The sequence below is a fragment of the Bacillus sp. 05T31 genome, assembly GCF_056396725.1.
Window position 1 is genome coordinate 1 of the sequence record NZ_JBFTMA010000720.1, and the last position, 2,236, is coordinate 2,236.

General features: G+C 33.3%; 1 protein-coding gene. It reads right to left on the minus strand.

Features of this window, described 5'->3' with window-relative positions; genetic code table 11:
- Positions 1–2,047 (minus strand): penicillin-binding transpeptidase domain-containing protein (locus AC1DJR_RS27205; protein WP_477003966.1); only part of this gene is annotated, 2,047 nt, incomplete at its 3' end.
- Between the last annotated feature and the right edge of the window lie 189 nt (positions 2,048–2,236).

A 2,236-nucleotide genomic window follows, 5' to 3' on the forward strand; every position in this document is an offset into this window, starting at 1 on the left:
ATGTTATGTATTTCTCTAAGTTGTTGAAATTWGTTTTTAAGTCTAATTTCAACAACTTAGAGAAATACATAACATCACGCATTGACCAACCTTTTAGGTTAGGTATTTTCACATTATTTCCTACTAGAAATATACGATCTCCTTCACTCATTACCTCGCCAGTCTGTGGATATTGTTTTATTATCTTTCCTTCTCCTAATAATACCGGCTGAAGTTTCTCTTTTTCTGCAATATTTTTTACAGTATCCATTGTTTGATTTACATAATTTTGTACTTTTATTTCAGATTGCTTTGTTGCATCTGCCATTTTCTTTTCTGTATATGGTTTCACTTTTAAATATTCTAGACTATTTTTCATAACTGGTTTAAAAATTTCAGCAAGAGGCTGAGCACCGTATTCATTCCCCTTTAATTTAGGTTGCTTAATGGCTAAATATACGACTAATTGCGGATCATCAATTGGAGCCATTCCTAAGAATGAAAAAATATAGTTATCTTTCCCTTCCATATATCGTCCATTTTCAGGATTCGGAATTTGCGCTGTCCCTGTTTTACCACCAATCGGATAACCATCAATTTTATACATCGTTCCCGTTCCTTTAGATGAAGTAATAACTCGCTCCATTAAGTTCCTTACCTTATCTGCAGTCTCTTTTTTAATCGGATTCCCTATTTCTTTAGGTTGATTTTCCATAATAACTTGTTTATTTGTTGGATTTACAACCTTATCAACAATATAAGGTTGCATCATTTTCCCGTCATTTGCTATAGCTGTGGCCGCTTGTACKATTTGAATAGGAGTTACAGTTGAGCCTTGGCCGAAAGATGTAGTAACTTGTTGAATTTGAGTATTTAACAATAATGTATTTTTACTTTCTCCAGGCAAATCTATCCCTGTTTTTTGATTGAAACCAAATWWATTCATATATTGCTTGAATTTATTTGGTTTCAGTAACTGRTCTTCTAAAATAGAAAAAGCAACGTTCGATGACCGTTCAAACCCTTCATCAAATGTAATTGAACCCCATCCATAGCCGCCATTATGATCTTTAATCTCTGTTGAACCAACTGCATATTTTCCTGATTGGAAATATTCTTTCCCGTTATATACACCTTCATTAATTGCAGCAGCTAATGTAAAAACTTTCATTGTAGACCCTGGTTCGAATGCATTCGCAATTGGATCGTTTAAAAAATATTCAATGTCTCCCTTGTTAGGATTATAACTAGGCTTACTAGACATTGCTAAAATCTTACCTGTTTTTGGATCTGCAATAATTCCTACTAACATAGAAGGGTCATAGTGTTGCTCCGCTTTGTTCATTGCATCTTCTAAAAAACTATTAATTTGTTTATCAAGCGTAAGGTATACGTTATTTCCATTTTTAGCAGGTTCTACTTTTCCTATATCATTTGTAAGTGGGATTCCTTTTCTTGAACCTACATATGAAACATTACCATTTGTAGAGCGCAAATATTTATCCAAACTTTCTTCRAGCCCAAACTTCCCCACCGCATTACCTTTATCGTCTGGTCTTGCAAAACCAAGTATATACGAGGCGAAATCTTCATTTGGGTATACTCTGGCTTTTTCTGTTGTGAAAGATACACCTGGTATTTTCAAATTATTAATCTCTTCCTTCGCTTCTCTAGATAAGTTACGTCCAATTTTACCAATTTCAACTTGYGTACGTCCTTCGTGAAAATTTTTCATGATCTCCTCTTTATCAACTTCAAGCGCATCTGCTAAACGTTGTGCGGTATCTTCTTTATCTTTTAATTTATCTTTTCCTTTTAGGTTTACAMCGATGCGATATGTCGTTGAGTCTTGGACTAATACTTTACCGCTTTGATCATAAATTGTCCCGCGATTTGCCTCTAAAACTCCATTTTTGTTTTGTTGTTCCTTCGCAAGATCCTTTACATTAACATTATGCACGACTCCTACCGCTTGAATATAAAACATACGTAAAAGCATAGTAAGAAACAAAACAATAAAAGCAATCATCATATATCGTGCGCCTTTATTCGTTTGAAGTTTATGCATACTAATCTCCTTTCCTTTACAATGCATTAATGCGAAGATGCGCTACTAAATATGTTCTTTAATATAGTAGATACTATATTTTTCGAAGTTTTTTTACTAATTCCTCTATAACAATAAGAAAACCAGTTCTGTTGCTATTTGTTTTTTATTAATTCTATGTTTTTTAACATAAAATACGGTAAGTGAAAT